This window comes from Roseobacter fucihabitans, assembly GCF_014337925.2.
Taxonomy (GTDB): Bacteria; Pseudomonadota; Alphaproteobacteria; order Rhodobacterales; family Rhodobacteraceae; genus Roseobacter; species Roseobacter fucihabitans.
The window spans coordinates 82,405-108,299 of the sequence record NZ_CP143424.1 but is presented as its reverse complement, the minus strand read 5'-3'; the positions used below and the strand labels follow the sequence as shown (position 1 = coordinate 108,299).

At 56.9% G+C, this 25,895-nt stretch carries 22 protein-coding genes and 1 pseudogene; 8 read left to right on the top strand and 15 right to left on the bottom strand.

Annotated elements, in window-relative coordinates:
• Nucleotides 1-119: 119 nt before the first annotated feature.
• Together ROLI_RS22555 and ROLI_RS22550 are read left to right on the top strand one after the other, a co-directional pair.
• Nucleotides 120-1,094 (top strand): lysylphosphatidylglycerol synthase transmembrane domain-containing protein, encoded by a 975-nt coding sequence (locus ROLI_RS22555; protein ID WP_187431083.1) that lies wholly within the window; start codon nt 120-122, stop codon nt 1,092-1,094.
• Between the two features lie 75 nt (nt 1,095-1,169).
• Complete coding sequence (locus ROLI_RS22550) at nt 1,170-1,946, top strand: bifunctional 2-polyprenyl-6-hydroxyphenol methylase/3-demethylubiquinol 3-O-methyltransferase UbiG (RefSeq protein ID WP_222869601.1); 777 nt, start codon at nt 1,170-1,172, stop codon at nt 1,944-1,946.
• Nucleotides 1,947-2,023: 77 nt separating this feature from the next.
• Here the strand turns inward: ROLI_RS22550 and ROLI_RS22545 are convergent, their stop codons facing one another.
• The 14 genes and pseudogenes from ROLI_RS22545 to ROLI_RS22480 all read right to left on the bottom strand — a co-directional run bounded on the left by ROLI_RS22545 (nt 2,024) and on the right by ROLI_RS22480 (nt 18,516).
• Nucleotides 2,024-4,024 (bottom strand): hypothetical protein, encoded by a 2,001-nt coding sequence (locus ROLI_RS22545; RefSeq protein WP_187431081.1) that lies wholly within the window; start codon nt 4,022-4,024, stop codon nt 2,024-2,026.
• Nucleotides 4,025-4,130: 106 nt separating this feature from the next.
• Nucleotides 4,131-5,780: a hypothetical protein gene (locus ROLI_RS22540; protein WP_187431080.1), complete on the bottom strand. Its 1,650-nt coding sequence runs from the start codon at nt 5,778-5,780 to the stop codon at nt 4,131-4,133.
• Nucleotides 5,777-6,583, bottom strand: a complete 807-nt coding sequence (locus ROLI_RS22535; RefSeq protein ID WP_187431079.1) for a glycosyltransferase family 2 protein — start codon at nt 6,581-6,583, stop codon at nt 5,777-5,779. Before ROLI_RS22535 ends, ROLI_RS22540 begins: the two co-directional genes overlap by 4 nt.
• Nucleotides 6,584-6,630: 47 nt before the next feature.
• Complete coding sequence (locus tag ROLI_RS22530) at nt 6,631-7,005, bottom strand: GtrA family protein (RefSeq protein ID WP_187431078.1); 375 nt, start codon at nt 7,003-7,005, stop codon at nt 6,631-6,633.
• 20 nt (nt 7,006-7,025) lie between these two features.
• Complete coding sequence (locus tag ROLI_RS22525) at nt 7,026-8,171, bottom strand: FAD-dependent oxidoreductase (protein WP_187431077.1); 1,146 nt, start codon at nt 8,169-8,171, stop codon at nt 7,026-7,028.
• Nucleotides 8,171-9,181 carry a hypothetical protein gene (locus tag ROLI_RS22520; protein WP_338469276.1) on the bottom strand — a complete coding sequence of 337 codons (1,011 nt, stop codon included), beginning with the start codon at nt 9,179-9,181 and terminating at the stop codon, nt 8,171-8,173. Before ROLI_RS22520 ends, ROLI_RS22525 begins: the two co-directional genes overlap by 1 nt.
• Nucleotides 9,171-10,019, bottom strand: coding sequence for a sugar phosphate isomerase/epimerase (locus ROLI_RS22515; RefSeq protein WP_187431075.1), 849 nt, complete (start codon nt 10,017-10,019; stop codon nt 9,171-9,173). Before ROLI_RS22515 ends, ROLI_RS22520 begins: the two co-directional genes overlap by 11 nt.
• Nucleotides 10,016-10,978 (bottom strand): NAD-dependent epimerase/dehydratase family protein, encoded by a 963-nt coding sequence (locus ROLI_RS22510; RefSeq protein WP_316247470.1) that lies wholly within the window; start codon nt 10,976-10,978, stop codon nt 10,016-10,018. Before ROLI_RS22510 ends, ROLI_RS22515 begins: the two co-directional genes overlap by 4 nt.
• Nucleotides 10,979-11,095: 117 nt before the next feature.
• Nucleotides 11,096-13,099: an HAD family hydrolase gene (locus ROLI_RS22505; RefSeq protein WP_187431073.1), complete on the bottom strand. Its 2,004-nt coding sequence runs from the start codon at nt 13,097-13,099 to the stop codon at nt 11,096-11,098.
• A 52-nt stretch (nt 13,100-13,151) separates the two neighbouring features.
• Nucleotides 13,152-14,963: a methyltransferase domain-containing protein gene (locus tag ROLI_RS22500; RefSeq protein WP_222869600.1), complete on the bottom strand. Its 1,812-nt coding sequence runs from the start codon at nt 14,961-14,963 to the stop codon at nt 13,152-13,154.
• Nucleotides 14,964-15,539: 576 nt separating this feature from the next.
• Nucleotides 15,540-16,292 carry an IS110 family transposase gene (locus tag ROLI_RS22495; protein WP_316247469.1) on the bottom strand — a complete coding sequence of 251 codons (753 nt, stop codon included), beginning with the start codon at nt 16,290-16,292 and terminating at the stop codon, nt 15,540-15,542.
• A gap of 56 nt (nt 16,293-16,348) precedes the next feature.
• Nucleotides 16,349-17,478, bottom strand: a protein-coding gene (locus ROLI_RS22490; RefSeq protein ID WP_338469156.1) for an IS3 family transposase whose coding sequence is annotated in 2 segments (ribosomal slippage) — nt 16,349-17,232 and nt 17,232-17,478 — 1,131 coding nt in all. Because the reading frame shifts where the segments join, the coding sequence is not laid out codon by codon here.
• Between the two features lie 12 nt (nt 17,479-17,490).
• Complete coding sequence (locus ROLI_RS22485) at nt 17,491-17,754, bottom strand: hypothetical protein (RefSeq protein WP_262386647.1); 264 nt, start codon at nt 17,752-17,754, stop codon at nt 17,491-17,493.
• Nucleotides 17,755-17,856: 102 nt separating this feature from the next.
• Nucleotides 17,857-18,516, bottom strand: a pseudogene (locus ROLI_RS22480) (transposase).
• A 341-nt stretch (nt 18,517-18,857) separates the two neighbouring features.
• On the opposite strand from ROLI_RS22480, the gene rfbC reads away from it, so the two are divergent.
• From rfbC to ROLI_RS22450, 6 genes are all read left to right on the top strand, one after another.
• A complete protein-coding gene (gene rfbC, locus ROLI_RS22475; protein ID WP_187431727.1) occupies nt 18,858-19,421 on the top strand; it encodes a dTDP-4-dehydrorhamnose 3,5-epimerase in 564 nt (187 codons plus the stop codon).
• A gap of 4 nt (nt 19,422-19,425) precedes the next feature.
• Nucleotides 19,426-20,469, top strand: a complete 1,044-nt coding sequence (gene rfbB, locus ROLI_RS22470; protein ID WP_187431728.1) for a dTDP-glucose 4,6-dehydratase — start codon at nt 19,426-19,428, stop codon at nt 20,467-20,469.
• Entirely contained in the window at nt 20,466-21,311 is an 846-nt protein-coding gene (rfbD, locus tag ROLI_RS22465) for a dTDP-4-dehydrorhamnose reductase (protein ID WP_187431729.1), read from the top strand. The genes rfbB and rfbD overlap by 4 nt, the downstream gene beginning before the upstream one ends.
• A 12-nt stretch (nt 21,312-21,323) precedes the next feature.
• Nucleotides 21,324-22,190, top strand: coding sequence for a glucose-1-phosphate thymidylyltransferase RfbA (rfbA, locus tag ROLI_RS22460; protein ID WP_187431730.1), 867 nt, complete (start codon nt 21,324-21,326; stop codon nt 22,188-22,190).
• A gap of 27 nt (nt 22,191-22,217) precedes the next feature.
• Nucleotides 22,218-23,588 (top strand): phosphomannomutase, encoded by a 1,371-nt coding sequence (locus ROLI_RS22455; protein ID WP_187431731.1) that lies wholly within the window; start codon nt 22,218-22,220, stop codon nt 23,586-23,588.
• 102 nt (nt 23,589-23,690) lie between these two features.
• Complete coding sequence (locus ROLI_RS22450) at nt 23,691-24,560, top strand: glycosyltransferase family 92 protein (protein ID WP_187431732.1); 870 nt, start codon at nt 23,691-23,693, stop codon at nt 24,558-24,560.
• An 86-nt stretch (nt 24,561-24,646) separates the two neighbouring features.
• On the opposite strand, the gene ROLI_RS22445 is transcribed toward ROLI_RS22450, so the two are convergent.
• Nucleotides 24,647-25,774, bottom strand: coding sequence for a rhamnan synthesis F family protein (locus ROLI_RS22445; protein ID WP_187431733.1), 1,128 nt, complete (start codon nt 25,772-25,774; stop codon nt 24,647-24,649).
• Nucleotides 25,775-25,895: the final 121 nt, after the last annotated feature.

Below are 25,895 nucleotides of genomic sequence, written 5' to 3'. Positions count from 1 at the left end.
CAGGATAGGTTGGCCATGCAACTTGCAGAGTTATGGTCGGCGTAATATAAAGCAGGGGGTGCAAGCTGAGCGATGGTTCGAGAACTGAACCCAGCTACATGGATTGCTGAGGGCTGCGCATGGAGATCAAAAAACTCGTATTCTCTGCGATACAAATTGCCATCTCCATGGGTCTTGTTTTTGCGATCTGGCGATTTGTTGATTTCTCGGCCGTCCGACAAAATTTTACCAAGGCCGACATAAGTTTGCTACTGGCAGCCCTGATGTCACTGGTCTTGCAGCAGCTTATCGCGGCATGGCGCTGGCGTCTTGTAAGCCAGTCCATTGGGGCAGGCGCTCACCCGGGCGGGCTTTATCGCTACTGGAGCGGACTTGGTCTTCTGGCCAGCCTAGTCCTGCCAGCGACAGTGGGCGGGGATCTGGTGCGCAGTCTTGGGCTGACCAAGCGGGAACGAGCTGGCATTATCATTCGGGGCATTCTGGTAGACCGTGCCATTGGCCTTGTCGGGCTAGCCGTCGTCATTTTGATCTCCGTCACGTTTTCTCCCGGTATCTTTCTGAATAATCCGATGACCTGGCCGGTCCTAGCGGTCGCAGTGGGCGGTATTTTATTGGGAGGTACTCTGGTGGTTGTGGGGGGGCTGACGCAGAGTAAGTCACGCCTGATCAATGCAATTCATAAGATCAGCATCAGCATGCGGGAGGCTGTCATCGGTCCGGAAGGGCTCAAAGTTGTCATCGCCAGCCTTGCTATTCACACCCTTTCTGCGCTGGCCTTATATGCGCTTGTAGAGTCGATCGGGACATCTGTTTCTGATCCAATCACCTTTGCAGGCATGGCATTATCGGCGCTTCTGGTATCGGCCATACCCATTTCAATTGGGGGTTGGGGCGTGCGCGAAGCAGCGATGACCCTCGCTTTGGGCCTGCTGGTAATTTCTGCGGATACAGCTGTTTTCTGCTCCATCGCCTTTGGCGGCATTCTGGTTGTTTCAGCAGCCCTTGTCGCCATCACTGGCGGTGTAGAGCTGCTCTTTGCGGCGGTCAAAAGAAAACTCGGACAAGAGGTGTCTTCAGTTGAGCCGTTACATTGAATTACATCTGCAGATACGTCATATATCGACCAGGATGGACACCGAGCGAATGGATTTTGTGACAAGGACATAATGATGGACGGACAACAAGATTATCGCGCATTGAGCGGGACGGAGTACGATTCCCAATGGGACCGTCTGAGCGATTTCATCATCCATAATCCAGGAGCCCGGCATCGTCGGCGTAATTCGCAAAAGGTGCTTCAACACCTCAGGCCCGGCAGCGTGCTTGACGTGGGATGTGGTACAGGTGACCTGATACTGTTGATGCGTGACCTGTTCACCGAACAGGGGCATACGGAAGTTGACTGGGTTGGTGCTGATATTGCCGCCGCAACGGTGGAAAGCCTGGGAGATGAAATGCCTTGGGCCGATTTCAAGGTCTTTGATATAACCGAGCAAAAGATGGATCGGCAATTTGATTTGGTGACCTGCTGTGAAGTCATAGAGCATCTGGATGATGCAGAAACTGCTCTGAAAAACCTGGCGGATCTTGTCAAACCGGGCGGCTATCTCTTTATCTCCTGTCCAACGGGAAAGATCTTTCAGACAGAGCGCCTCATTGGCCATATTTATCACCCTAAACCTGATGATCTGCGGCGGTGGGGGACACAGGCGGGTCTGGTCTCCGAACAAACGATACAATGGGGCTGGCCGATGTATCTGGTTTTGAAAAACCTGACTAATGTAAATACGGATTATACGGTCAAGCACTTTGGATCCGGAGCTTATTCCCCTCTCAAGGTGCTCATCAATAAGGTCGCTTATTGGGGGACATATCCCTCTTTCCAAAGCCCTTGGTCTTGCCAATTATTCTGGCTTTTCAAAAAACCTCAAAAAGAGCTGGGTTAGGCCGCAACTCTATCTGTTCAGTCAGACCGTAAAGGCCCATTGGCTTGGTCTGTGTCTCGGTAGGGTGCCCGTGACCTTTACCGGGCGCGTTGCCAGGGGCCCAATGCGAAATCATGTCTGATGACGGATTCATCGGCGAATGGAATACGTGCTGCATCACAGGTTGTGAGGGTGATTGCGACATCCAGCCCGCCCAGCGTGCGCGTTTGCAGCGCCCGCCCACGTCCATCCAGAGGAATTCGGACCGGTAATGAGACGGCTCCGCCATCTGGCGGCACGGAGACATAGCCATAGGATCCGGGTCCGTAGCTGATGTTATTCTCAATGAAGGCCAGACGCCGCCCCGTGCCAGAGACATCATAGTTGAGTTGAAGATGATAAAGCCCGACGTCCGCCTCCGGCAACGTAAAGGATCGTCCATCGGGTGAGATCACGCAGGACGTAGGCTCAAATGCGCGAGGCTGTGGCAAACGTCGCCACACGACCGTCAAAGGGGATTCAAGGGCGACATACCAGTTTCGAAACAGGATTTGATACAGCCAGTAGTTCTGGCTGACGCTCCAGGGTTGCCAGCCCGGGCTGAGATTGTAGTGGGTTGTGATGATAACATCCGCTTTGTCTAGGGCGCTGACGGCATTCTGGCGGACACGACCGAGCGCGTGAATGGCGGCATCCACGGGCCAGTCTGCGAACTGCCCGTTCAGGGCGCTCCAGATGCTCCAGTACTCCTCGATGGCAATCTGATCCGAATGCGCGCGCGCATAATTGACATAGGTCTTCCAGTCTTTGGTCAGATAACCACCGAGTACAGGGTCGCGAAAGGCACCCGGAGTCGTTCTGGCCTCTGTCAGGAGGTCTCGATATTCGCTGAACTCCTTATAGGCCTCAGTTAGCAAGAACATGCTCAGCAGAACCAGCGTTGCGGTCTGGGTAGGTAGAGATACCGCCGGCTGGCGCTTTTGCAGGTGTTTGAAAGCCCATATGACACCTTTGAGTAGAGCCACCATGAAGGTGAGCGCGGCCCAGGAATTGAAGGCCTTGAAGTAGTTCGATAGAAACCCCCCGACCGAAGGCAGAAGCCCGCCTAGGAACATCGCGGTGCCGAGACCGAGCAACAGCAGATGTTCGAATTTCTTTGTGGCCATGGCTAGGACGAAAACGCAGGCGAGGACCCCGAGACTGAGTCCAAAGCGTTCCCAGTGATAGATGGAAAAGAGTTTGAGAATATCGCCCGGTTCAAAGATCCGCGAAACCTCGCGGTAGGTGCCGAAATACCACCATTGATCCGGTGCGACATCCCTGAAATTGAACGCCAGAATTTTTAACGGATACCCCGCCGTTGCTAATGTCAGAATGAGGGCCGCGGACAGGATGACGACTGTGGCAAAGCGGGACAGCGATATCAAGCGATTGGCCTGACCCGGACGCAGCAGGATGAAGAGCGCGTAAAAACTCCCGAAGGTGAAGACGGTTGGGATCGCAAAGTCATTGGACCAAAGGATGAGAACCCCGATACACAGGCCTGCCAGGCAATCACGCAGGATGGGTCGCAACATGGAGCGGCACAGCACGAACATCAAAACGACCATGCAGTAAGGTGCGATGCTGCGGATTGGACGCAGTGAATTTCCCGGTTCCATCAGGAAAGCTGCATCGTAAAACCAGGCGATCGACTTGTCCAAGGTCATGACCAGCGTCAGGGCGACCACACCCCCGACTAAGCATTGTATTTTTCCCTGCGCGGAGAAAAACAATTTCCATATCACCGAGGCGGCAAACCAGCCCAGGCTCATAGTGGTGAATTTGGCCGCCATAATGGCCGCTGCAAGATCGCCGCCAAAGGCGAGGAAAGCGGGGAAGACCGCAAATACGGGTCCGATCCCGAGGTAGGGAAAGAAATCCCGTCCAGGCATCTGTCCCGATTGCAATCGGAACAGCCCACTAGCGGTCTGATAGGCACCGTCCATATGAAAGGTGGGAATCCAGACGGCCTGTTTCAGGCTCGCATAGAGGATCGTGAGCAATGATGTGGCGATGATGGCAAGACACAGGTAATAGGAAGGAGGGGGTTTGTTCATCAGTGTCTCGTTCAAATGTCGTGCGGGATCACAAAGCTTGGCCCGTTAGGTGTTCCGCGCGTTATAAGGATAGGCCTAGACGGGACAACCCCTTAAGGTGTTTTGCTCATTCCTGTGCCCGGCATGATGCCCTGAGAACAAAGACCTTGCGCGCGCTTAGCGCCACCAGCCAGTCGCATCCCGTTTGGTCAAGGGCCTTCAGTAGGCCGGAAGTGCGGGTGTCCGTGCTGTCCCGGGTGATTTCTCCATGCATCCGCGAGGCGGCAATCAGGAAGGGGGCGTTTTGGGGTGCATTTTTCAGCATTGCCTCAGCGGGTCCCGAGAAATCCCCGTATATCGAATAGACAGAGACAAATCTCGACCAGGCACCGGGGAGGGCGATCGCACGCTCTACGCGGGCTGAGACCTGTTGGTAATCCTGATTGCGAAAGGCTGCGTCAAAAAGCTCAGGGGCCACCTTGCCTGTCATGCTATTCAGCTCATAGAGGTAGCGGTGTTTGCCCAGCCCCGGCATATGGCGCGTATAATAGGCAATGGTCGGCTGTGCGCCATGCCATAGAACAACATCCGTGGCAGGTTGATCGTTCAGCCATGTCACCAGCGCCAGATTGTCATCCTGCTCGAACAGATGCGGGTCGCGCCATACATCCTTGAGTGTGGAAAGGCTCTGTTGAGCGCTTCCCAGAAGGACAAGGGCGACAAGACCTGCCGCACCGACATTGCGCAGCGTCGCCTCTCCGTGCTCCGCGTCCAGCATTGCGGCAAGGGGAAAGGCCAAGAAAACCCCGTAAAGCGCAATAAAATAGCGGATATGGGACGCAGGATATGTCCCCAGCCAGATCAGTACAGCGAGAGACATGAGCAGCAGAACCGATGCCAGCAACCAGCGCGCCATGTGCATATGGTTGCGCAGAAGCCCCCCCGCCACCGCTAGCACCAAAAAGAGCGCGAGGCTTGCTTTGCTGAGTGGTGCGGTCATCACAGAGGCGGCGAATGTGAGGTCTGTCCAGCCTCTATTCTGATAAGCTTGGGGGTAATTATGGACCTGAACTGCCACGCCACGCAGCGCCAGGCCGTAAAGGACAACGCAGCCCAGCAGCGTCAGTCCGATCCAGGGGACCTCCCGCGTGCGCATGCCATGCAACGACCAGCATAGCCCGATCACCACGAAAAGACAGATCACCGCATACAGCAGCGCTACGTTGCCACAGGAGGCCAGTGCTAAAAGGCCCAGAGCATCAACCGCCTGAAAGGGGCGTGACAGGGGTCTGGCGATCAGCCAGGTGGTGCAGGCAAAGACAGAGGCCGTTTCCAGACCGTAATATTTCAGCTCGGAAGCATAGCGGATGAATTCACCCTGTTGCAGTCCCAGAAGAAGTACACAAAACGTGACGATCCAAGGCGCGCGCACCAGCAGGCAGGCGGTGAGGATCAGCCCCAGAACCACCCCGATCTGGATCAGCCGTATGGTTTCGGGGGGCCAGTTTGCGAGAGCTGACAAAAATAGGCTGTAAACCCCGGGCGCGGCCTGGGCATAGAACGGCAGGGGGGCAAACCCCGCACCCACAGAAGCCAGCGGATAATTCGCCATGGCCATGGTTTCATCAATCCAGAGCCCGCGCCCGGTAACTGGGGAGAGCAGGAAACATAAAACCATGAGCAAAACGAGGCTGCCCAGCAGGCGGGGGAGCGAGATATGTTCGGGGCGGGAAAAATCCGTGCATGCGCGCAGGAACGCCCCGGGTGGGCGCATCATTTGGGATGGTACTTCCCGGCCGCCGCCTTGATTGTCTGCCCCAGGAGATCACGCTTGCCGCGCCAGCCGGATATCTTCGTGGGTGTGGGCTGGTCCTTGGGATAGCTGCGCCGCACGCCTTGCTCCACCACGTTCAGGCCCAATTGCCCCGCGCGCACAGTGAGATAGAACAACAGCTCGTATTGCATGAACACATCGCGAAAGGGCTGCACGCCTGGGTGCAGCAGATAGCGCGCCGAATAACCGCGAAAGCCGTTGGTGGTGTCACTGAGCCAGCGCCGCCCTGAAAGGCTCAGCAGCGGAGCATGGATCAGCCGGTTGCCAATGGTGCGTTCCAGCGGTGTGTTTTCGGCTCCGCCGCCGGGCGCATAGCGCGAGCCCTGAACATAATCGGCCCCCTGTTTCAGGTGCTCGACAAAGCGGGTCACGGTGTCGACGCTGTCTTTACCATTGCCGTCAATCGTGATGATACCCGCATATCCCTGCCGTAGACACCAGGCATAGGCCGTGCGCAACTGTGCCGAGAGCTTGCCGGGTCCTGTCTTGACCAGCAGGGCACGCACCCCGACCTGTTTCAGAAAGTCCGGCTCCAGCGAACCATCCGTAGAGCCACCATCCGCGACGATCACATCGACCGATAATCCGGCGGCCTGAATGCGCGACAGTTGCTCCTGAATGCGGCTGCCCTCGTTGATGACGGGGATGACCAACGCATAATCTGCGGCGCGCGGCGCAAGAACATGCTCCACAAATGCGGGGACCTGCCAGGTAGCATCGTCGATTTCTGCGATATGGGGTATCATCTGGAACTCATTTACCTTGCATCTAGGGTCATTGGCGGGTTGGGGGCTTATCTGCGATTGAATACTATGAACTTGCTCGCTGCAAAATTGAAGGCGAAAGACACCCCCGTGGCCAAAAGCAGGATCAGCGCCACGTTTCCCTCGGCCGGAAACAGCCGTGACAGGGCGGTAACCGCGGTCAAGCGGATGAGCAAGGTGGCACCCGTCGTGAGCGCATAAAGTCCCATACGTCTGGGTGACACCGACCGGCTGGCAGCTCTGAAAGTCCAGAATTCATGTAGCAGATAATTGCACACAGCCCCAGCTATGAACCCCAGAGCAGCCGCCAGCGTCAGGCCAACCCCACCCCAGACGGCCAGGCTCCAGGCCAGCCCGATATCAATGCACAACCCTGCGCAGGCCACCGCGAAAAAACGGATCAACTCCCCCCTCCCGTTCCCCGTCATGGGGAGCCAATGACATGACGCGCGTCCGCCTCTGCCCAGCAGGGATCGGTCGTGCGGACCAGTTCAAACAGATCATAGATATTGTCGATCTTGCCACCCAATACGGAAATTACCCGACTGTCGCCCTGCGCGCGGTGAAACAGAATGGGGCGCCCGTCATCGCGCTCGTTCTTGACCAGAACCGTTTTCACATCAAACAGGGTGTCTTTGACCTTCAGCCCGGCAAGGCAGGGCATGTATCGCTTGGCATCCGCGATCATAAGGGGTGCTTTACTGTCACCATCATAGTTTTTCAGGATATCATAGGGGGGCGGGGTGCCCGGGGTCTCGCGCCAGTTCAGATGCGGCGTATATCGCACGTGCGTCAACGAATAGAGGTCTCTGGCCGGGTAGGGCAGCATGGAAAAGAACGGTCCGTCCATCAGGGTGACGGCCTTGCCGGTGAGCTCTTCGGGGGGCTCGACCAATACGATTTCAGCGATCTCATGTTTGAGCGGCACAGACATGAAGGCGTCTTCGCAGAGGACCTGATTGACGTGCGCATAGGTCACGTTGAACACGGTACCCGCGCGGATCTCGCGCCCGTCCGACAGGGTCACGACGCAGGTTTGCGACTCTTCGGATACGTTCTGCACTGTGGTGTTGAGCCGCAGATCCATCCCCAGTGCATCCATGCGTGACATCAACTGGCGTTGCAGGATGGCATAATCAAAGGCGTATTCGCTACATTCATAGACGCCTGCCACCTGATTGGGATCAAACAGCGCCTGATCCCCGGGGGAGGCGGGGGTGATATCGGCCCCAATCTCGTGAAACATACGAAAAAACCGCTGCTCAGAGACCTTGGAGTTGCGATGGGCGACCGCATAGAGGCTGCACAGATCTGTTATAATGGCCTCAGGAAAGTCGCGCATAAAGCGTTTGTGCAGGACCATAGATTTTACCGCTGTCAGCATATTTCGTGGATAGTGATAGCCCGTGTGCACACGGGCTTGATTGACGCGACTGGCGCGGCTCATGATGTCAGGGGCGGCCTCGATCACCACGACCCGCGCCACCACAGAACGCAGAAAAAGCGCCAGGCAACAGCCAAAGAAACCACCTCCCACGATGACAATATCGGCCTCATCTTGCGCGCCCATCAGGGTGTCTTGCTGGAATTGAGGGGGGCATCGGATGCCGTATTTTCGATGTTCAACTCTGTCATCACTTCACTGAACAAATCTACGCTGCTTTGTTCATCTATGATGCCATCATCGCGGTGCGGGGACAGCATATTGATAACCTTTTGTAACCCAATGGAAATTCCGAACACTGACAGCCCGAGAAAGATTGCAGTAAAAGATAACATCAACGAAATTGTTAGCCATCCAGGTTGTACATCTTCCAGCACCAGCCAAACGCTTATGGCATAAATCGCAAAGATCAGACCGGACAGGATCACCAGCCCTGAGATCAGCGCGATGCTGTTGAGGACGCGCGGGGCAATGGCCACCGAGAGCTTTTGCAGAAGCTGAAGACGTTTGCCAAAGTGGCGGATTCCCCGGCCGTTGATGGGCGCGCGCACATCCTCAAAGAGGACCGGGATCGCCACATCGCGCGGCGGGAAGCGCAGGGCGATTTCGCGGTCCGGATGGTTCAGCAGGACACTCAGCAAGGGGCGGGGAAAGGCGATTGTTTGCAAATTGCGCGTGCTCACCCGAAATCCGCCTGTCTTGCCGATGGCGCGCAGCACGGGATCGATGAAGGACGCGGTCTGGCGACGCGCAACAATGATACTGGCCTGTTCATGTGCGGAGAGTATCATCCCGAACAGATCCACCGCCCCCGCATCATCGGGCGTGGTGATCAGCACGACATCGCCAATGGCCTCCATCGCGGCCAGCACACGCGCGCGATAGCTCGAGAGCCGCGCCCGGACCCGTAACAGGCGGATATTTTCCACATGCGCAAACAGACGATCATAGGCGGTGGTATCGGTGGCCTCGATGATGATCAGGATCTCCCAGTAGCGGAACTGCGCCTTGAGCATCTGTTCGCTCTGGCGCAGGGCTTCCAAGGAGATATCACCTGGCCTGTCGCTGACAAAGCAGACGGAGACAAGGAGGTCTCCGCGCCGTTGCGGGGGATTGGGTGTTGTGTCAGACGTCATCATGCGAGGTCATTTTTATGGCTTTATTGAGTTTTGAAATGCAATTTTCTAAATTTGAAATTGGATCGGTAGGGGGCGTTCGCATCTCTATAGATACGGATCTTTCATATCGGATACCGCGCAAAAGTTGTAAGATTTCCGACGTGTTCACGATATCATCCGGAGCAGGGTCCAGCGCAGGCGCGCTGATGTGCACATGCGACAGTTGGGGGGCTGTCGCGCGGATGGCGTCTCGGCTAGTATCAAATTCACCGTTGATCATCATCGCTCCGACATCCAGGTTCACTTGCACCGCAGGGTGCGCAAGCTGTCGCACAAATGCCAGGGTCTGTGGTGTATGCGTGAGGAAATTCGTGCCGTAAACTTCCGGGTTTGTTTCCATTGCCAGGATCGTCCCGGCGGCGGCAGCGCGGTCACCAAGGCGGTGAAACACCTCTTGCGCGCGCGCCTCTGCGTCCTTCTGCGGCATCGTGTCAGGAATGATCCGCTGTTTCGGGGAGCCGACCACGAGATTTGGAATGCCAACCTCTGCGGCCAAATCAATCGCCGCCGCCATACCGGCTTCGAACCGTTCGTGTGCCTCTTGTGGGCCAAACAGCGCGGCCCCCTCCACTCCAAAGAGCAAGGATTGCATGGAGACCAGCTTCAGCCCTGCGTCATCCACCTCGGCCAGCGCGGTTTGTATTACCTGCCGTTCGGGGCGAAAGGGCGTTTGCGTGTCCCAGAAAAACAATCCCGGTGCGATCTCAAGGCCGACACACCCGCCCGCATGCAGGGCACCATAGGCTTCCAGACGTTGTGCGGGCGGCCAGGCAATATTGGAGGCGGCGAAAATCATAGGGCGGCTTTTTCACGGGCATAGAAATCCGTCACGCGGCGCAAGACGTCGCGAGAGGGCTCTATATAGGGACCAGATTGTCCCCAGAGACCTGCATGCCGGGTCTGCATGTCTTCGCGGTGCAGGCGGGCCTGTGTATTCGGCATCTCATCTCCCGTTACCGCGCGGTAAATATCGGCAGCACAGAGCGGCTCGGTGGCCAGATTGAGCAGGCCCAGCCCGGCTTCGAAGGCTCTGTTGATATCGGCCCACAACCGGTCCAGCCCGTAATACTGAAACCGCGTATCCTTGTGGGTGAATTGGAGCGCCGTCGTGTCACAAGCGGCAAGGGCGGTCTCCATCCCGGCCCGATGTGCGCTGGTGTTAAAGGCTGTGCGGTCAATGCGATAAAACCCGGATTCGGTATCAAGAGTATAAAACTGTCGGATCTGCTCCGCCTCGGAGCCGGGCAGCGCATCCGACAGGTGCTGCATCTTATCCGTGTTCAGCAGCGTGGGCGCAGGATTGAGGAGATCAAACAGGAAATTCTTCTTCAGGCCCGACCCATAAAGCGCGGGCAGGCGCAGGATCAGACAGTCCGTAAAATGCGCCTGACAAAAGACCTCCAGTTGCCGTCGGTTGCGTCCATAGGCCAGTTTTGTCTGATACGCGGTTGAGCCCTCGTCATCCTGCCCGGCAAAATCCAAGAATACCGCGATGGAGGAGATCAGCACAAAACGCTTTGCGTTGATCTGTGACAGCGATCGGCACAGGGCATTGATCCGCGCGGCGTCCCGGTCGGGGTCGGCATTGGCCTCCACCATGGAACCGGGAGCGGCGGCGCAGACCAACGTGTCCACGGATGTCCCCGCTGACTGGTCAATTGTTGTGCTGTTATAGGTCGCTGAAAACCCGTGCTGGCGCAGCAGATTGCCGCCCACAAATCCAGTGTTGCCAATAATTGCGTCGTTGATTTTCACAAAAGACTCCTGAAACATGGGCTCTGTTTTGATCCCCGCCTAATCGTCGCCACCCAATCCTTGGTTGTAGGTAAATTGCGCGGCAATGCGGGTCAAGGGAGCGTTGCCAGCGCCGGCTTATCGCATCGGGTCGCGTTTAGCAGCTGAGCGCGCGAAACGTTCGGCGCGGCTTTTGGACAGGGGAGGCGTACTGCGCGACAGGCGCTTCAGCAGCTTGAAAGTCAACAGGTTGCGTAATTGCTGCAAGGGCCGCCTGCGTGCGTCCTGCAGGTCGGTACGCAAACGGTCATAGAGGAACCGGTGCTGGCCCAGATCTGCGCCATCCACGTTCTGTGTCAGGGTCCAGTGTTGCCCGATCGTTCCCCACTCTGCCTTGCCTGCGTTACGATCATGCGGGATGCGTTCCAATGCGCCGTGCTGCTCTTTGGAAGGCATCCGGGACAGACGGCGCAGGGCCTCACGGTTATGGGCCTGCAAGGCTTCGGAATCCAGTCCAGAGATTAGCGGCCATGTTTGCGTGATAAAGCGCAGCGTCCCGCGCCAGACATCCTCAATGAAGACGTTGCGTAGAGTCTCTGCCGCACTTGCAGGCTTGGTATTGCGTACCACCCTATCGCCTTTCATCATCAGATAATTTGTGGACAGGCTCGGGGCCGAAAATATCAATTCGACCAACTCGCGGCATGCCATGATGGCCTCTGATACCGGTTTCGGGGTGCCGCTCTCGAACAGATACCCGGCAAAGGAGACGCCCCTCGCGACATCTTCATGGGTACCGATGCAATAACATGCGCTGTCCTGTTCGAGCAGCTTATTGAGGGCTGCGATGGAACTGAGTGTCCAGCCGACATCGATCCAAGCGATCTTGCCCCCATTTGCAATCAAGGCGCGTTCCTCTGAGAATTCCTGCAATAGCGCCGCCTTTTCGGCCTGCGCCTGTGCCATCAGGACCGCCTCATAGGTGTCCATGAACGCAGCGGGTGAAGCCGTCGTGTCCCCCTTGCCATGAAGCTCTGCGGGAAGCTCCAAAGACAGCGTATCGAAGAATTCCTGCGCCGTGAGGCTTTTTTGTACAAAGAGCTTGAGCGCGAGATCCCTTTCACCCACCGCGAGGCAGGGAAACATGGTCATGCGCCGCGAAGCGGGCACAAGGCGGAATTCCACATCCACATCCTCGGCCAGGGCCTTTAAGGCTTCTGCGACAATACTGCCGTCGCGTTCCAGCAAGACCAGCCGGTCCACCCCGTCCTGACGCGCGCGTTGGAGCAGAAACTGCACGAACCCTAGCACCAGTGGCCCGCCGTAAGTATATCCAAAGGCCTCAAGAGGTGGGATTGGGGCGTTGTGCTGTGCTACATCATGGGCGATCTGACCCATAATCATACGGGTCGCATGCGTTTGTGTGGCGGGGCTCAGCGCGCGCAGGTTCGCATCCGCCCCCTGTGCGTAATCATGGATGACATCAACCTTCACCGCTCGCATTCCAGCCGCCAGCGCATGGGTGATATCGGACGTCTGGTTGTCCCCGATGTGCAGCACGCATGCGGCATCAATATTTTCCTCTCCGATCACATGATCAAACAGGCGCTGGTTGTATTTACCCATGTTTTGGTCGCGAAAATCGCTGGAGGCATAGACCTTGTCCAGCACGATGCCATGCGTGGCCAGCAAGTCCTCGATCTGTGCACCCGACAGATACATGTCGCTGATGGCGATCACGCGCAGACCGCTTTTGCGTGCCTCTGCGATCACCTCGAGGATATCGGGGTTGGGATAGAGGAAGAGTTTTTCAGCTGTCAATTCCAGATCCGCGATGTCGGCGGGCAGATCCAGTTTCCCGTCAAAAGCAGCATAGATTTCTGCAAGGCTGACCTCGCTGCCGCGCTTGGCGAATTTCTTGCGCGCGGCCTTTTCCGCGCCAACCCGCGCGGCGGCGAACCCGGGCAGAGCCTGTGCCGTTTCCATCCAGGCAAAGACATCCGCCGGGTCCGGGGTGCGCCGCGACAATACGGTATCAAACACATCCAGGCTGACCACCCTGCATCCTGTAAACAGGCGTGTCAGGTCCGCAAGTCTGAAACCAAGCGTTTTCAGGGTTCGATCAGGGGCGTCTTGTGTCATAGGTCCACCTTATCCGTAACGGCGTTCAGCGCCGACAGGTCTTCGCCATCGCTTATGCGTTGCCTTCGGGCGGTTGCCAGGCAGTGCCGATCTTGAGGTTAGAAATCACACAAACGAGCCGTTCCGGATCTCCAAAGCGCGGTTGCAAATCGACGATTTCAACGTCCGGCACCCGCCTGCGAAACAGCGCGAGCCATGTGCCGGGATCAAACACCGATAAATGGCTGTGCCCATCGTCATAGCAGGCAATCACGTGAAACTGTTTGGGTCCGGCCTGCGCCAGCGTGTCGATGACCTGTTCGATCTTCTCGCGTGGCATGTGTTCCAATACATCCGCCGAGCAAACGGCATCGGCAGCGGGCAGTTTTTCCTGCATCAGGTTCACCTTGGTGAAGCTGACGTTTTCCAACTCCAGCGGCAGAGTTTCGGTTTGGACCCAATCCGCGCCGAGAACGCGCGGGAATTTTTCAGCTGCCGCGCGCAGGAATTTGCCGTTGCCACAGCCGACTTCCAGCACAGCATTTACATTCAAGCGGGACAGGTGCGGTAGATATTCCACCAACCAATTATTGGTTTGATAAGAAATTTCTTCAGCGTGCAACCGTTCGTAATATGCCGGGTCCAGTTCACCGCGCCGATTTTTGGGCAAAAGCCACCAAATACGACCTAAAATACGACCCCGTTTCCCGTGTCGCAAAACTGATGCGATCGTCACGAAGGGTCTGAGCAAGGCCCAAAACCGTCCCGTAGCCCGTGCCGACTGACGATAGGCATTGCGCACCATCATAAAGGACAGCTGATTGCGCCGTCCCCGCTCCTGATCAGCAAAAACCTGTTTGGCTTTCGTCCGCTCAGAAACGCTAACGAAGGCCGCACCAGATTTTTGCGCTACGCTGTCCAGACAGTCCCGCAGCTTGCGTTGCAGTGCGTTACCCATGTCCAGCTCAAAACAATAGCTGCTCAGATACCACCCCAGAAAGCGCAGGATATGATTAGAATCCGGACCACTATAGGGTTCGAACGCCGCTTTCAGGTCGCTAGGATCGGTAATCTGTTGTGTCGCCTGCGCAAAATCGCTGTCGGCGAAACTGAAGACCGGCTTGCCTGCGATCAGAGCCTCAAACAGCACGCCTGAATTGGCACCAACCACGGCCTGGGCTTTGCTGATCAACTCCCCGATTGGCGCGTCGACCAGGGTCACATTCGGATAGGTTTGTGTGACATTTTCCAACGCGCCTGTGATCCCGGTATCCTGGCAATAGGGATGGCGCTTGATGACCAGCGCAACCCCTGCCGCGGCACTGGCGCGCGCCAGATAGGAAATCGCATCCACCTGACGGATATGGGCAAATTGGGCCACGGCATCATGGACCGTCTGAAGCGGGAAGAACACGAAACCCTCGGGCAGCTTGGCAGCTTGGCTTTCGGGTTGTGCGTATTTCGAGCGGTTTGCATCCAAAAAGGCAGCTTTGCAGGCGGCTACCTTGGCGCGCGCTTCTGTCAGGTCGAAAGCGGCGATATCCTGCGCAAAGCGGTCGGGATATTTGGCAAGCTCTGAAAAGCCCGAATACCCAAAGCGGTCAAAGGTGAAATACCCCGGCAGATAGCTTTCCTTGACCCGCCAGACGTTTTCCTCAACGCCATGGGAATGATAGGAAATACAGACCTGTCCCGGCGCGGGCAGGCGCGGTGCCGCATCCGAATACATTTGCGCCGGCGTGGTTTCCACCCGCGCCTCCAGCGCCTGCGCGGCCTGGACAAGCTGCGTGAAGCAGGCCGTCGTCAATGTCGCCTCGGAAGCAATCGCGCTGGTCATCCATTCAACAGGGACCTCGATCAGGAACTCGGGTTGGGTCATGGTCATGGGGGAGGGGCCAGAATATTGTGTTTGATGATGGACTTATCCTCACATGGTTTGCGCACATTGGCCAGCCGTAAACCGCGCGGGGCGGGGTCGTGTGCATGAGGGTCTTTGCAGGCTGAAAGCTACGATTCCGGATCTTGTGATATTGGTTTTGAAGGGATCAGCCGTGCCGTATGCCTTGGCTGTAAACCCCATTATTCTAGGCTCAGGACTTCGGTAACGAGGGCTGTTCAGTCAAGCCATTTCTTGCAAGCGATTTGATCCGCCAAAGCGGGTCGTTTTGGCCTCTGGCCGCTCCCAGTTTCTGTCATAGCTTTCGATTGAGGTCCTTTGGGTACATGCTTCGGTTCGTGGTCAGTGCAGCGACTGCCAACATGATGCTGGTTCGATGTAATTCCGATGTGCCCATCTCATAGGCGTGCTTGAAGAGCGTCAGCGACAGTCCTGACCACGGCATCATCGGAACCATGTCCCTGCGGGACCTCGAAAGCCTGCGTTCAAGCAGGTAACGGTTGGAATATCGTTCGATCAGGCAACTATAGGCGCGGCATCCGATTGGAATTCTGTACCATCGATTCAAATCCGGTGGAGTATGACTGCGATACGGCGCGCAAGCGCGACCATCCCAGTTTTGCGGCCACGGCGTTGGGCGAGCTGCGATCCCCAAGTTCTCAGCCAAGTCGACCGACCACGATTCACCATAACGGTTGCAGCTTGACACAATGCCTGCCTCAGGTTGACATTGCCAGCCTTGGTAATGCCACCAGATACATCTCGCTCACCGGATTGGTTGCGCGACGGCGTCAAACCAACCCAGGGGCCAATTCTCCTTGAAGATCGGAAGCGTGCCGGATCATCAACGGCTGCGCGGAAGGTTAGCGCAACAACTGGCCCAATGCCTGGCATCGTCATCAGGCGGCGGCAAACCGGATCTGACTGTGCAAGTTGGCGCACCTGCTTCTCCAGCATTGCAAGTTCCTGCCGCAGGGAAGCTCTGGCACGCAGCATCGGTATGGTTCCAGCTTCCAACATAGGGCTCCCATCTGCCAACTCTCGAATGCGTATTTCGAACCTGCCATGAGAGATCGCGCCGACCTTTAAGCCAAAGTTCCGCAGCAACCCTCTCAGTGACATCTCCAGCGCGATCATGTTCTGCTGAATGGCTTTTCGGACACCGAGAACAGCCCGGGTTTCTTGAGCAGATATCGATTTACAATGCACCGGTCGGAACCAGCCAAGGTGCAGTAGACGCGCGATGCCCTCAGCATCCCGCCGCTCCGTCTTAATCGGCATAGCCTTCAGAGCACTCTTCACCAGGCGGGTTTCCATAAGCACGGCATCCAAGGCTGGTCTTGTCGCGGTTGCGTTCCGGTCTCTCAACTCATTTAGGCAGCCTTTCGTTCGAAGGCCAAGGGGCTTTTGCCACCTAATGACGAGTGCCGCCGTCGTGGATTGTAGAACCCATTGATATACTGGAAAATCGCCCCTTCGGCTTTACGCCTGGTTTCCCAGCGGTTGCGCCAAATCAGCTCTGCCTTGAGTGATTTGAAGAACGTTTCAACCATGGAATTGTCGTAGCAGTTTCCCTTACCGCTCATCGAAACTTGGAAGCCGTGTTTAGACAGCCGTTTCTGATAGTCGCCTGAACAATATTGCGACCCGCGATCCGTATGATGCATGCAGCCCTTCGGCGGTTGCCGCAGTGCCACAGCCATATCCAATGCTCGGATCGCCAGATCCCGCTTCATACGATTGCTAACCGCCCAACCGATGACACGACGGGAATACAAATCAAGGATCACTGCCAGATACAACCAGCCCTCACTGGTCCAGATGTAGGAAATGTCATCGGCCCACTTTTGGTTTGGACCATCTGCAAAGAAGTCCTGGCCCAGCAAGTTAGGGGCGATGTTAAACGCATGATTGCTGTCGGTCGTAACCTTGTATTTCTGGGTCCTGATGATTTTGATGCTATTCTCCCGCATTAAGCGGCCCACGCGCCGGTGCCCAACTTGCAGACCCAGTTCTTGCAGTTCTTCGGTCATGCGAGGCCCGCCATAGCTTTGCAGGCTTAAGCGGTGCTGTTCGCGGATATGCGCCAGGATCACCATATCGTCGCGCTGTCGCTGGCTCATCGGGCGGCTTCGCCACGCGCGAAATCCTCGCGACGTAACCTGCATGACGCGGCAAAGAAATTCGACAGGCCATTCTTCTTTCCAGGCGTCGATAAAGGCGAACCTCACCGACTTTGGCCTGCAAAGAAGATTGCCGCTTTTTTTAACACTTCCCTCTCCTCGCGAAGCAACCGAACTTCCTTGCGAAGGCGTTCGTTCTCTTTCTCGACATCCTCGTGAGGACCCGACATCAGGTTGTCATGCTGATGCTTTTGAACCCACTTGTTCAACGTCGAAAGCCCAACTCCTAAATCCGCTGCCGCTTGCGGTCGTGTCAGCCCACTGGTCGTTGCGATGCGTACTGCATCAAGACGAAACTCGTCTGTGTATCTCGGTGCCATTCTCTATCTCCTTCATAGCAAACATTGCTCGAAAGAGACCGGAACTAAAACGTGGCAAGACCAGCCAGCCTCTGTCAAACCACGGTGCAACCATTGCGATAACGGGCCAGCCTCTAGGCTAACCACGGCAACACTTCCGTCCAGATTGCCCAACCAGCGCACCAACATCTCGGGCTCGCTGGCTGTCTCAGCCTCTTTGATGATCTTGCCGTGTTCGCTCACCACGCAGATTGCAGTCTTCGCTAGCAATACATCCAATCCAATAAAGTGTCTCATTCCGTAATCCTCCATGCAGTTTCAATACGGAAATAGCGACAGCGCAGCGCAGGTCTGACAAATAGCAATGGTAGAGCGTGGCGTAGGCCCCGTTACAGCATCTCATAACCAGAACAATACGGTTGCTGCGAGCGCTATTGCTGAGAGGAACAACTCCGGACATCGGTCATATCGGGTTGCAATGCGCCGCTAGTCTTTGAGCATGCCAAACAAGTTCTCAACCGTTGCCCGGCAGTGCATTGTAAAGCAATGTCACGAGAGGGGCGGTTGCGGCATTTGTCGTATCTAACGACCTTCTTGCGTGACTTACGCCCTGGGACGCAGGGCCTTGTGCCCCTGTCTGACAAGGCTTCTCGGAACCAAGCTGCATCATAACCCCGGTCGGCGAGTAACCATTCCGCATCCGCTAAACCGCTCAGCAAAGCCGCCGCACCGGTGTAATCGCTGTACCATTGCCCGGCAGGCGATGCTTTCATCGCTGAGAGGGGATTGAGATGGTTTTATTGTCGGGTGCCTCCGCCGCGAGCCCTGTCATTATCCGAGCGAATACACCCATATCGCTCCATCGCTTCCAGCGGTTGTACAAGGTCTTGGGTGGGCCATAGTCTGCGGGTGCATCACACCAACGTAACCATTGCGATTGATGAAGATAATCCCGCTCAGGAGGCGCCGTTCATCAACGCGCTGTCGACCTCGGCTCCTTGGAAGGAATGGGCGAAGTCGTACCATCTGCGCTTCTGTCAGCCAATAAAGATTGCTCATCTGTCTCCCAAATCATTGGGGTTCGTGAATCATGACAACAACTCAGCATCAAGGCAATTAATAGGACCTGAACCTAGGCAGATCTCGAAAAATGATACGGGTAAGGCGGAGCAGATGACGCCCTGTCGTGCAACGATTCCCCATCCGACCCCCTGAGAGTATGCGGAGTGGTTCCGCCGGGTGCCTGCGCGTGTGCTCTTTGCCGATTGTGTAGGAATCTTAAACTTTGGAACATTGTTTTGCGCCACCATGCCATCCGGTGCCGGAAGGATATGCGGATACATGTTTAATCTGATCGGGCCCCGGTGTATTGAAGGCGCGATCACGGTGAGGATGAAGAGTTGCAGATTGAGAAGACGAAACTGGCGGGTGTTTTTATCCTGACGCCGCGGCGGTTTGGCGATGCGCGCGGGTTTTTCAGCGAAAGCTGGAGCGCGCGGGCGATGGCCGAACAGGGGCTCGATTACGCTTGGGTGCAGGATAATCATTCGCTCTCCATGCAGGCGGGCACCGTGCGCGGGTTGCATTTCCAATCCCCCCCCCATGCGCAGGCGAAACTGGTGCGCTGCGGGCGCGGCGCGTTTTTCGATGTGGTGGTCGATATCCGGCGCGGCTCGCCGACCTATGGCCAATGGGTGGGTGCCGAGTTGAGCTTTGAGAATGGCCGCCAGATTCTGGTGCCCACCGGTTTCCTGCACGGCTTTGCGACACGTGTGCCGGAGACCGAAATCATCTATAAATGCTCTGATTACTACGCGCCGGACTGTGATGGGGCGATACGTTTTGATTGCCCACAGATCGGGATCGATTGGGAATTGGACGATTTAGAGCCTGTTTTGTCCGAAAAAGACGCCGCGGCACCGGGTCTTGCGAATTTCAACAGCCCGTTTACCTATGAAGGATAAGTCCATGAAGCTTCTGGTTACGGGGGGTGCGGGCTTCATCGGGTCCGCCGTCGTGCGCCAGGCGATTGCGCGAGGTTACAGCGTCGTGAATCTCGACGCGCTGACCTATGCCGCCTGTCTCGATAATGTGGCGAGCGTGGCGGATCATCCCGCCTATGCTTTCGAGCAGGCCGACATCCGTGACCGCGCAGCACTCGACCGGGTGTTTGCCACACATAAGCCCGACGCCGTAATGCATCTGGCCGCGGAATCCCATGTGGACCGCTCCATCGACGGGCCCGGCGATTTTATCGAGACGAACATCACCGGCACCTATCACCTGCTGGAAGCCGCGCGCGCCTATTGGGCTACGCAGGGCAAGCCCGAGGGCTTCCGTTTCCATCATATCTCCACCGATGAGGTCTTCGGCTCGCTGGGGCCAACCGGGCAGTTCACCGAAACCACGCCCTATGATCCGCGCAGCCCCTATTCCGCCTCCAAAGCGGCCAGCGATCATCTGGTGCGCGCCTGGGGGGAGACCTACGGGTTACCCATCGTGATGACGAATTGTTCCAATAATTACGGCCCCTATCACTTCCCCGAAAAGCTGATCCCGGTGGTGATCCTGAACGCGCTGGCCGGGAAAGACCTGCCGATTTACGGCGATGGCTCCAATGTGCGCGACTGGCTCTATGTCGAGGATCACGCCGATGCGCTGCTGACTGTATTGCAACGGGGCAAGCTCGGGCGCAGCTATAACATTGGCGGCGAAAACGAGCGCACGAACCTGGAACTGGTGCAAACGCTCTGCGCAATCCTGGATGAATTGCGCCCCAAACCGGCAGGCTCCTACAGCGATCAGATCCGTTTCGTGACCGACCGACCCGGCCATGATGCGCGCTATGCGATTGACCCCACACGGATGCGCGAAGAACTGGGCTGGCGTCCGTCCGTTACCGTCGAGGAAGGCCTGCGCAAAACCGTGCAGTGGTATCTGGACAACGAGGCCTGGTGGCGCGCGTTACAAGATCGCGACGGCGTGGGCGCACGGTTGGGCGTCAAGGCATGAATGTTCTCGTCTTTGGCCAAACCGGGCAGGTCGCTACGGAACTGGCGCTCTTTGACGGGGTGACCTGTCTGGGGCGCGCGGATGCGGATCTCACCGATCCCGGTGCCTGCGAAGCGGTGATTGCGGCTACGGACGCGGATGCGGTGATCAATGCCGCCGCCTATACGGCTGTGGATAAGGCCGAGGAAAATCGCGACACGGCGATGATCGTCAACGCCATGGCCCCGACGGCGATGGCCGCAGCCGCTGCGGCGCGTGGCATCCCGTTTGTACATATCTCGACCGATTATGTCTTTGACGGCTCCGGCTCAGCACCTTGGCAACCGGACGCGCCCACCGGGCCTCTGGGCGTTTACGGGGCCAGCAAGCTGGGCGGAGAAAAAGGCGTGGCGGCTGCCGGTGGAACCTATGCGATCCTGCGCACGGCCTGGGTGTTTTCCGCGCATGGCAATAATTTCGTGAGAACCATGCGGCGGCTGGGGGCAGAACGCGACGCCCTTACAATCGTGGGGGATCAGATCGGCGGGCCGACCCCGGCGCGCGATATTGCCGCCGCCTGCATGAAAATCGCGCGCGCGCTGCACGCGGACCCCTCAAAATCGGGCACCTATCATTTCAGCGGGGCTCCGGACGTCAGCTGGGCCGATTTCGCACGCGAAATCTTTGCGCAAAGCGATCTGAGTGTGGATGTCACCGACATCACCACGGACCAATATCCCACCCCGGCCAAACGCCCTGCGAATTCCCGGCTCAACTGTACCACAACCACATCCGCCTTCGGCATCGAACGCCCCGATTGGCGCGCGGGCCTGGCGCAGGTTCTGGCCGATCTGACCCCCTAAAGGAGCTATCCCATGACACAGCGCAAAGGCATCATTCTGGCGGGTGGCTCGGGCACGCGGCTCTATCCGATCACGCTGGGCGTCTCCAAGCAGTTGCTGCCGATCTATGACAAACCGATGATCTATTATCCGCTCTCGGTGCTGATGCTGGCCGGTATTCGCGAGATCGCGATGATCACCACGCCCGAAGATCAGGCGCAATTCCAGCGCATGCTGGGGGATGGATCGCAATGGGGCGTGAGCCTCACCTACATCGTGCAACCCTCGCCAGATGGCCTCGCGCAGGCCTTCATCCTGGCGGAGGATTTTCTGGCTGGGGCCCCTTCAGCCTTGGTGCTGGGGGATAACATATTCTTTGGTCACGCCCTACCCAAATTGATGGCGGCAGCGGATGAACAGCCCCACGGGGCCACGGTTTTCGGCTATCAGGTGGCCGATCCCGAACGCTACGGCGTGGTGGATTTCGACGAGGCCGGCGTGGTGCGCGGGATCATCGAAAAACCCGAAATCCCCCCCTCCAACCACGCGGTCACCGGACTTTATTTTGTCGATGGCACCGCACCCGCCAAAGCGCGCGCGGTGAAGCCCTCTGCGCGCGGTGAGGTGGAGATCACCAGCTTGCTGGAGATGTATCTGGCTGAAAAAACCCTGCGCGTCCAACGCATGGGGCGCGGCTATGCCTGGCTTGATACGGGCACGCATGACAGCCTTCTGGATGCGGGGAATTTCGTGCGCACCATCGAAAAACGCCAGGGCCAGCAGATCGGTTGCCCCGAGGAAATCGCCTTTGAACTGGGCTGGATTTCACGCGAGGACCTCGCAGGCGAAGCCAAGAAATACGCCAAGAACGATTACGGCACCTATCTGAGCAAGCTCTGAAACCTTCCGCCAAACCGGGGATCGATCATGACAGTCAAATTCGGAACAAGCGGGCTGCGTGGGCTCGTGACGGGCATGACGCCCGCGTTGATCACCGCCCATGTGCAGGCGTTTCTGGCGGCCTGCGATGCGGGGGGTATCTTATGTGTCGGGCGCGATCTGCGCCCTTCCTCGCCACGCATTGCAGGTGATGTGATCGCAGCGGCGCGCGCGCGCGGGACCCGCGTGATCGATTGCGGTGCATTGCCCACGCCCGCGCTGGCGCTGGCGGCTCAAGCGGCGGGTGCAGGCGCGGTGATGGTCACCGGCAGCCACATTCCCGCCGATCGCAACGGGTTGAAATTCTACACGGTAACGGGCGAGATCACCAAGGCGGATGAGGCCGCGATCCTGGCACATCTCGACGAGACACCCGCCTTCGCGGGTGTGCCGGGCGCGCTGGAAACCGACGTCCTGGCCGCGGACCGCTATGTAGCGCGCTATGTCGATGCTTTTGGGGCGCGCGCGCTTCAGGGCCAGCGCATCGGCGTTTACACTCATAGCGCGGTAGGGCGCGATGATCTGATGCGCATCCTTGCGGGGCTCGGGGCAGAGGTGATCGAACTCGGTCGCTCAGAGCATTTCATCCCCGTGGATACCGAAGCGGTGGACCCGGATACCCGCGCGCAAATCGCCGAGTGGGTGAAAACCCATGACTTGAACGCGCTGGTCTCCACGGATGGGGATTCTGACCGACCTTTGTTGGCGGATGAGACCGGGCGTGTGGTGCCGGGCGATATTCTGGGTCAGATCACGGCGCAGGTTCTGGGCGCAGAGGTGATCGCCACGCCGATCTCCTCCAACAGCGGGGTGACGCAAAAGAGCTTCAAAGAGGTCAAGCTGACGCAAATCGGCTCGCCTTTTGTCATTGCCGCGATGGAAACCGCCAGCGGCTCTGTTGTGGGCTATGAGGCCAATGGCGGCTTCCTGCTCGGGTTTGACGCGACGGGTCCGGCGGGCCCAATCCCCGCTCTGGTGACGCGTGATTGCACCCTGCCGATCCTCATGACGCTATACGCTGGGCGGAGGGGCATCGCCGCGCGCGTGGCGCAGGAACCCCCCGTGGTCACAGTCGCGGACCGCTTGCAAAACGTAGACCAGGACAAGAGCCGCGCTCTGCTGGCCAAGTGGCAGAACGACCCCGTCACCCGCGCTGCGTTTCTGGCGGGTCTGGGCAAGCAAGAACATAATATGGATTTGACCGACGGGCTGCGCCTGACTCTAACAGACGGCGATGTCATCCACATCCGCCCCTCCGGAAACGCCCCCGAATTGCGGCTCTACATTGAGACCAATGACCCCGTAGTGGCGCAAACCTTACTGGCCAGGGCCCTCGGTGCCCTCAGGGATACCCTGTGAAACGCGGAACGACACCGGCTATATCTCTTGGATACGTGACTGAACTCTGCTGCTATGTGAAGGCAGAGGAAGAATATAAAATAAAGCAAAGGTAACTTGCAGATGGCTAAGGCGTTCACCTACTGGCTTTCGAAAAACAGTGCTTTCGTGAAGCGCTTTAGGCAGTGGAATAATCGTAGAAACGATGCTTTAAGGCAGAAGAAGCGGCTGAAAGAAAAACAATCCTACAAAGGTAACCTCGCTGTTTTGGCGATCATGAAAAATGAAGAGTCGGGCCTGCGGGAATGGATCGACCACCATCTTGATCAGGGCGCGGGAAAGATTTTTCTGATTGATAATGGCAGTACGGATGGCTCAAGAAAGATTGCCGAAAGCTTTGTCGAGGGAGGGCGTGTAGAATATATCTACCTACCCAAAAAATGGCATCAGTTGGAGCATTATTGGGAAGTCATAGAGCGCTTCAACATCCGTCAGGATTTTGAATGGTTGCTTACGGCCGACATCGATGAGTTCTGGTTTTGCAAGGATGGATCGAAAATATCGGACAGGCTGTCTGATTTCATTGGTACAGATGTAATTTACACCAACTGGTCCGTTTTCGGCAGCAACGGGTTGGACCGTCAGCCTGAAAGTGTACGGAAATCTTTCGTCATGCGGCATCCGCAACTTGGTCCCCACCAAATGACCAAATGGATTTGCAGAACATCTGCCCTGAAGACATTTTCGCAGTTACATATCCACAAGATCAAAGATGCCTGTTCATCGAAGACAATTTCGGAAAACGAGATCTTTCAATTGAACCATTATCAAATCCAAAGCCGCGAATTTTTTGAAAAAGTAAAAATGCGTCGGGGTGACGCTGTGAATTCCATCCATGACGATACGAGAGATTGGGATTACTTTGAGAGTGTCGATAAGGACTGTGATCTGGAAGATAACCGGCTGCGCCAGATTGTGATGCAAGAGAAATAGTTTGCACTGGCTTTCCAAACATTACCTGAAACGTCGGGTTTCCAATCTGGCCTGCATACTCGAAGGACCTGCATGCAGATGCATTTTTAGGGCTTGATCTCCAGCGCCTCCGCCTTTGCCTCGATCGCCGCGGGCGTTCCCAAGGTGTCGAGAATGTTCAACGTGCGCTCGCGCGCCTGCTCATCCAGCCAAACGGGTGATTTCTTCAGAAACGGAAACCCTTGTTCGAGCATGTTGAAATAGGCGGTGGCATAGCTCACCCCTTGGCGCGCGATGGTGGTGAGCACCAGCTTGATGCGATCTTCGCGCGACAGATCCTCCAGATCCGCGAGGCTTCTGGACAGGGTCTCTTTCATGCGTGCATCTGCGGGTACGATCAGATGCTCGATGACCTGGCGCAGTCTCGCATCACTCAGCCCGTTCAGGCACCGCTCCAGTGAGGCCATGTCAAAGGTCGCACCATGCAAGTACCCCTTGCGCAGGACCCAGGCCGTGAGCCCGACCTCGCCGCGTCGTACGGTTGCTGTTTTTTCATTACTCAGGGGGAAGCGCTCCCAGAATTTCTTGAAATCGAGATCCCTGAGAATACGGGATCCGAAGGCGAGGGCGAAGGAGCAATAGTGAAACCGTTTATGATCGCTGCGATAGTCAAAGACCATATTGCGGAAATCTTCCGGGTCCGGGCGTGGCACGCCGTAATTGGACGCAGCGGCGGCGAAATCCACATCGAGCTGTGCGACATCATCGAGCCAATCCGTGGCATCCGATATCGGGAACCATGCAGAATCGTTCAGCAAGACCAACCTCTCGGGCAGCTTAGGCCCGGACAGAACAGACAGAACCCCGTCGCGGTAACCGCCGAAATCATAGCCGAAATTGGGGCGTTGAATATAGCGATGGCTGAGGGGGAGGATCTGATGCACCTCGGCCTCCTCAAGTGGCAGATTGCTGACCACGATCACACTGTAGTTTTTGGCGTGAAGATAGCGCAATGTCCTCAGATGCGATGGTTTCAACCCGCGTGAGGGGTAGATGAGATAAACGGCGACATTCTGCCCCATCTCCTGCACGCCTGCCTGTACGCGGCACTGGTCGGCCAGAAATCGATCATAGTACCTTGCGCCGAACAGGAAGGTCAGCGCGTCATCTTTCAACTGTTTGGGTTTGCGCGCAATACGAAGCAATTCACGCTTGAGCTTATAGCCTTTGATCATACCCGAAAATGCCCGTCTTAAATTTTGTGAGACGATACCCTGACCAGCGGGGTAGTTCAATCAAACTTCACCCGTGTTCGAGACCCTCGGCGACGGCACGCTGGGCCTATTCCATACACCC